5 protein-coding genes and 1 pseudogene are annotated in these 5,526 nt (G+C 66.7%); 1 reads left to right on the plus strand and 5 read right to left on the minus strand.

Going from position 1 to position 5,526, the window contains the following annotated elements; all coding sequences use genetic code 11:
- Positions 1-73 precede the first annotated feature (73 nt).
- Together COGEMETH_RS20035 and COGEMETH_RS25740 are read right to left on the minus strand one after the other, a co-directional pair.
- The gene (locus COGEMETH_RS20035; protein ID WP_238184366.1) at positions 74-709 is read right to left on the minus strand and encodes an NAD(P)-dependent oxidoreductase; all 636 of its coding nucleotides are present in this window, start codon (positions 707-709) and stop codon (positions 74-76) included.
- Positions 710-1,742: 1,033 nt separating this feature from the next.
- Positions 1,743-1,874 (minus strand): annotated as a pseudogene (locus tag COGEMETH_RS25740) (DUF6538 domain-containing protein); the annotation flags it as partial.
- 491 nt (positions 1,875-2,365) lie between these two features.
- Between COGEMETH_RS25740 and COGEMETH_RS20045 the strand changes: the two are divergent.
- Complete coding sequence (locus COGEMETH_RS20045) at positions 2,366-3,613, plus strand: flavin-containing monooxygenase (RefSeq protein WP_238184367.1); 1,248 nt, start codon at positions 2,366-2,368, stop codon at positions 3,611-3,613.
- Positions 3,614-3,718: 105 nt separating this feature from the next.
- On the opposite strand, the gene COGEMETH_RS20050 is transcribed toward COGEMETH_RS20045, so the two are convergent.
- From COGEMETH_RS20050 to COGEMETH_RS20060, 3 genes are all read right to left on the minus strand, one after another.
- Entirely contained in the window at positions 3,719-4,651 is a 933-nt protein-coding gene (locus tag COGEMETH_RS20050) for a 2-hydroxyacid dehydrogenase (RefSeq protein ID WP_238184368.1), read from the minus strand.
- Positions 4,648-5,103 carry a type II 3-dehydroquinate dehydratase gene (locus COGEMETH_RS20055; protein WP_238184369.1) on the minus strand — a complete coding sequence of 152 codons (456 nt, stop codon included), beginning with the start codon at positions 5,101-5,103 and terminating at the stop codon, positions 4,648-4,650. The genes COGEMETH_RS20050 and COGEMETH_RS20055 overlap by 4 nt, the downstream gene beginning before the upstream one ends.
- 78 nt (positions 5,104-5,181) lie before the next feature.
- Positions 5,182-5,526, minus strand: a 345-nt coding sequence (locus COGEMETH_RS20060; RefSeq protein WP_507762999.1) for a type 2 periplasmic-binding domain-containing protein, incomplete at its 5' end; no start/stop codon positions are given.

Raw genomic sequence — 5,526 nt, forward strand, 5'->3', positions numbered from 1 at the left:
GGCGGTTCCGGCACCGCCTCCGCGGCAGGGATATTCACGCCGGCACGCGGCAGGACGAACGGTTCGGATGCAGCTACCGGATCAGGACCACCGCCTTTCTGACGTAGGCATCCCCTTGGAGGTTTCCGACGATGAAGTCGGCCACGTCCGCACGCGGGATCGTCCCGTTCCGCCACGACGACGGGTCTTCGAGGACCTGGTAACTGCCCGTCCCGGCCCCGCCCGTGAGGACGCCGGGCCGGACGAACGTCCAGGACAGGCTGCTTTTGCGGATACGCATCTCTTGCGCGCTCTTGTCGTCATAGGCTCGCCCGAACACGAGCCGGAACGGCACGCGTTGCAGGACGCCGATCGCGTCCGCGCTGTCTCCTGTTCCGAAACCGGTGACCGCCAGGATGCGAGTCACGCCTGCCTTTTCCATGGCCGGGACGAGGACGTTCGTCGCAGACGAGAACAGGCGCACAGGGCCGAACAGGTCACGGATGGGCACGCCGAGCGCCTGCACGACGGCGTCGACCCCGTCCAGCGCGGCCGCGACGTCGACGGCCTTGCGTGCGTCGCCCGTGAACCGTTCCAGCTTCGGATCAGTCAGTTCGATCCGCGCGGCCGAGCGCGCAAAGGCTCGCACGCGGTGGCCGGCCGCCAAGGCCGCTTTGACCGTTTCCAGGCCGATGCCGTTGCTGGCGCCGACGACGAGGACGTGGGCCATAAGCATCTCCCGCATTTTCAGATGACGACAGAGAGCCCAGGACGGACGACGGCGCCATGTGGCGGCTTGACTCTGGCCGCGGCAAGGGCGACGCGGCCATGGCCGGCGTGGTCTGCGCGACCGAGACCCCGCGCCTAACCTACGCGGTGATCGCCGCCCATGGCGAGGCATGCTCGGCTTGGTGGTCCGGGACCATCCGCACCGCGCGGGCATGGACCTCAGGGGAATACGGTCGGGGTCGCTTCGTCATCGCTCCATCCTTGCAAGAGTTGGAGCCTCCGGGAAACCCGGCGCGGTTCATGCCGTAGTCGTTTGGCAGTCGCTCGACCTGATCCCGGAAGCGGCCAGCATGCTTGCGCGAGTAGGCAGCGAGCGGTCGGTCCCCGCAGATGTCCACGAATAGCCGAAAGGTCGGGCTGGCTTGGGAAGCCGTCTGGCGACCCCATGCGGCAGTGGCGACCTGCGTGGTGCGCAAGGTGGCTCCTACGACCGATAGGGGATCGCCGTCCCGTTGGGCGCCGCCTGGCTCGGAGACCAAAGACGACTGGGGGATGCTTGGCGAGGCGGCCGGCTCTGAAGCCAGCATTTCTAGCTGCAGCTTGAGCAGGCGGTCACGGGGCTCGAAGTCGAAGTCGCCTTCGTAGCGCGCTCTGATGGCGTCGGCCGCGTCGATGCCGGCGCGCAGCATAGTTTGTCGTGCGTGTGCCATTTCCGCCGGGCTGAGGTCGGCGGCCCCGATGCCCTGCTTGCGCAGCATGTGCTCGGTGACGAAGCCTGCCTCCTCGAGACGATTGCAGGCAAGGGCATCGCGATTGCGCGCCACCATCGTCTCGTACTGCACGAGCCGGCGTGCACGCACGTCGCTCGATATCGCGCCGCGGGTGAGGCGTCCTCGTCCCTCGTCGTCGAGGATCAGGCCGTAGAAGTCCTGGACGAGGCGGGCGAGTTGGGCGTCGGTCAGTACTGGGTCCGCACGAAGGGCCGTGAACAGGCTCTCTGACGCGAGGTATGACCGACATGCTCGCAGCTTGGCAGTGCGCGCGATCGACGTCGCGAGACTGCGCACCAGTTCGCTTCGACGGATAAGTGTCCGGAGGTCGTCCGGGACACCGCGACGGAAGTGGAAGATCGTCCCGCGCAAGATGATATTGGAACGTGCCGACACCCCGCTCCTTCGCCGTCCCTCGGACGGGCTTTGTAGCAGCGGATTGTAGCGACAGGCTCACTCCGCAGGGCGACTGCGTGAGAAGCTCTATGGTCTGAATGACTTAGTTCTAGCAGTGGCTGGGGGGCCTGGATTCGGCCCCTGCCGCCAGCACCTGAATATCCTTAATGATCACAATGTTTTAGACCACAGTGGTCACCCCCTGCGTATCACGACGAGGGTACACTGTGTCAATCGAACGGTTGCAGTGGGCCGGGGGAAGCCTGGCAACTTTCTCTCCCTCGTGATCGGGCCGCGTCCGTCGGCCCAACAGTTCGTTTTTTCCGAAGCGCAATATTGGAAAATCATACTTCTCCGCATTGGCAGGATCGAGCACATTCAAATCACACAGCAGCAGCCATGATCCCGCATGCGGCAGATCGAACTTCGCTGCCCAAATCAGCGTCGGCCGAGTTGGAGATCGACGAAGCTGGACGTTTCTGGGAGCTGACATGACAGTCGAAGCCACCGACACCCTGGTCGTTGGGGCAGGCCAGTCCGGCATTGCCATGAGCGAGCATCTTAGTACGCTGGGCATTCCCCACATCGTCCTGGAGCGCAGCCGAATCGCCGAGAACTGGAGTTCCATGCGTTGGGACTCCCTCGTCGCCAACGGTCCGGCTTGGCACGACCGGTTTCCGAACCTGAAATTCGAGGACGTGCATCCGGATGCGTTTCCTGAAAAGGACCGGATGGCCAAGTACTTCAACGATTACGCCGCGATGATCAAGGCTCCGATTCGGACGGGCGTGGAGGTCAAGCACGTCAAGCACAGCCAGGGGCGGCCAGGATATACAGTCACCACATCGGACGGTGTCTTCGAGGCTCGACGGATCGTGGTGGCAACCGGGCCATTCCAGGTGCCGTCGTTTCCCGGCATCGTCCCCACAGACGCTTCGGTCGACCAGCTGCATTCCTCGTCCTACAAGAATCCCGAGCAATTGGCCGATGGCGCCGTGCTGGTGGTCGGATGCGGCGCTTCGGGGTCGCAGATCGCCGAGGAACTCTGCAAGGCCGGCAGGACGGTCTACCTCTCGGTCGGCGAACATTACCGGCCGCCCCGTGCCTATCGCCAGCGCGACTACACGTGGTGGCTGGGCGCGCTCGGCCTGTGGGACGAGGTCAAGTCGAAGCGAAAGAAGAGGCACGTCGCCTTCGCCGTGAGCGGTTACGACGGGGGACGGACCGTGGACTTCCGGCGTCTGGCCCATATGGGGATCACCCTCGTCGGGGTGACGAACGCCTATGAGGACGGCGTTCTCCACTTCGAGGACGACCTCGCGAGGAACATCGCCCAGGGCGACGAGGCCTACTTCGAAGTCCTGCGGGACGCCGACGCCTATATCGAGCGCAAGGGCATGGATCTGCCGCCCGAGCCCGATGCATGGCAGCTCCTCGAAGACCCGGATTGTCTCAAGCGGCCGATCACCCGTCTCGACGTCTCGAAGTCCAAGATCGCGACCATCCTGTGGGCCACCGGCTTCAAGTATGATTTCAGCTGGCTGGATGTCGATACGTTCGACGAGCAGGGGCTGCCGCTGCACAAGCGGGGCATCTCGGCGGAGAACGGCATCTACTTCCTCGGCCTTCCCGACCTGACGAACCGCGCCTCGGCCTTCATCTACGGGTGCTGGCAGGATGCCAAGCACATCGCCGACCACATCATCATCCAACGCAACTACGACGCGTACACGCGGTAGCGCATTCATCATACGACCTTCGAGAGGCGGCCGAGGATGCCCCGCGCACGTCCCACGGGCGTCCGCGCGGGCCGATCGCGTCCCGTCGCACCGATCGGGGTGCCGTCAGTATCCCCGCGTCAGGTCCACGCGCTGCTCGGGGGCTCTCCCCGTCCGCACGCGGCGGATGTTCTCGGCGACCTGCCGGGCGGCCGATGCAGGGATCGCCACCGAGGCCAGATGGGGCGTGACGAGGACGTTCTCCATCTCCCAAAGCGGATGTTCGTCCGCGAGCGGCTCGGTCTCGAACACATCGAGGGTCGCACCGCCGACATGGCCGGATTGCAGCGCCGCCACGAGGGCCGCCTCGTCGATGACCGCCCCGCGCGAGACGTTGACGAGCTTGGCGCCCCACGGCAGCGCGGCGAGCTCCGCGGCCCCGATCAGGCGCCGGGTCCAAGGCGTCAGCGGCAGCATCACCAGCAGGATCTCGGTCTGCGCGAGAAACGGGACCAGCGCATCCGGGCCCGCATGGCAGGCGATCCCCGGCAGCGCTTTCGGCGTGCGTGACCAGCCGGCGACGGAAAATCCCTGACGCGCGAGTTCGAGCGCCGTCGCGCTGCCGAGTTCCCCCAGGCCCAGCACGCCGACCCGGATTTGCCGGGCCTCGCGCGGATGGACGTAGTGCCAGCGACCGGCACGCTGGGCCGCCTCGAACGTCGGGATGTCGCGGGCGTAGCGCAGCACCGCGAACAGCACGTAATGCGTCATCATCCGCGCCATCTCGGGGTCCGACAGGCGCGTCACCGGCACGTCGGGCAGGTCGTCCCGACCGACCAGGGCGTCGGCGCCCGCGCCGAGGATGGTGACGAGCCGGAGGCCGGGATGCCGGGCGAAGAACCCGGTGGGCGGCTTCCACACCAGGGCGTAGCGGACGTCGTCCTCCGGTTCGATCTCCTCGGGCGTTCGGACACGGATGTCCGGCAGGAGCCCCTCCAAGGCCGTGCGCCAGGGCGCGACGGGATCGACAGCGCTCGCGAAGACCAGGGTTTCGGTCATGACCGGGCCTCCCGCACCAGGGTTGCGAGCGCGGTGATCGCGAGTTCGTAGCCGAGGCCGCCGAGCCCGGCGACCACGCCTGTTGCCGCCCGCGACACGTAGGAATGGTGCCGGAATGGCTCCCGCTTCCAGATGTTGCTCATGTGCACTTCGAGGATGGGCCCGGGGAAGGCCAGCAACGCGTCGAGGATCGCGACGGAGGTGTAGGTCAGCCCCGCCGCGTTGACGGCGAGACCCGCGAACGTCCCCCGCGCCTCCTGAACCCAATCGATCAGGATGCCCTCGTGGTTCGACTGCCGGAAGTCGAGGGCGATTCCGACGGACTCGGCGTGGCGCTCGCACCGCGCCCTCAACGCCGGGAAGCTCTCCGTCCCGTAGGTGCCGCCGGGGTCGAGCCCGTAGAGGTTGGCGTTCGGGCCGTTCAGGAACAGGATCGGAATCGGAGCGGTCATGCGGCGTTCCTTGCGGGACCTCTCTGCCGTGACCGGGGCGCGTCCCGCCATCCCCGGCCTGCTCGGGACGAGCGGGGTTCAGCGCGGCACGCGCCGCTCGGTGGCCGGGGCGACCATGCCCGGGATGTAGGCGTCCGAGATGAAGGCCCGGCAGTGGGTCTCGAACGCCTCCACGAGGCGCGAGCGGTTGAGCTGCCTCAGGCGCGCGAGGCCGATGCGCATCGGGCGGTGCGTGCCGGCGAGCCGAACCCGCTTGAGCCTCTTCCCGTCGAGGGCGAGGTCGGAACGCGGGCGGACGTTGAACAGGGTGTAGCCGTGGGCGTTGGCGACCATCGTGCGCACCACCTCCTGATGGGCGGAGCGTGCCACGACCTTGGGCTGCAGGCCCTCGCCCTCTTCATGGCCGAGGGCCTGCAGCCCAAG

It is taken from the genome of Methylobacterium trifolii, assembly GCF_022179685.1.
In the GTDB taxonomy this organism is placed as follows: Bacteria; Pseudomonadota; Alphaproteobacteria; order Rhizobiales; family Beijerinckiaceae; genus Methylobacterium; species Methylobacterium trifolii.

Bases quoted from the DNA above. Each gene is read 5' to 3' on its own strand.
- COGEMETH_RS20035 (WP_238184366.1), bottom strand. From the start codon at position 709: ATGGCCCACGTCCTCGTCGTCGGCGCCAGCAACGGCATCGGCCTGGAA.
- COGEMETH_RS20045 (WP_238184367.1), top strand. From the start codon at position 2,366: ATGACAGTCGAAGCCACCGACACCCTGGTCGTTGGGGCAGGCCAGTCC.
- COGEMETH_RS20050 (WP_238184368.1), bottom strand. From the start codon at position 4,651: ATGACCGAAACCCTGGTCTTCGCGAGCGCTGTCGATCCCGTCGCGCCC.
- COGEMETH_RS20055 (WP_238184369.1), bottom strand. From the start codon at position 5,103: ATGACCGCTCCGATTCCGATCCTGTTCCTGAACGGCCCGAACGCCAAC.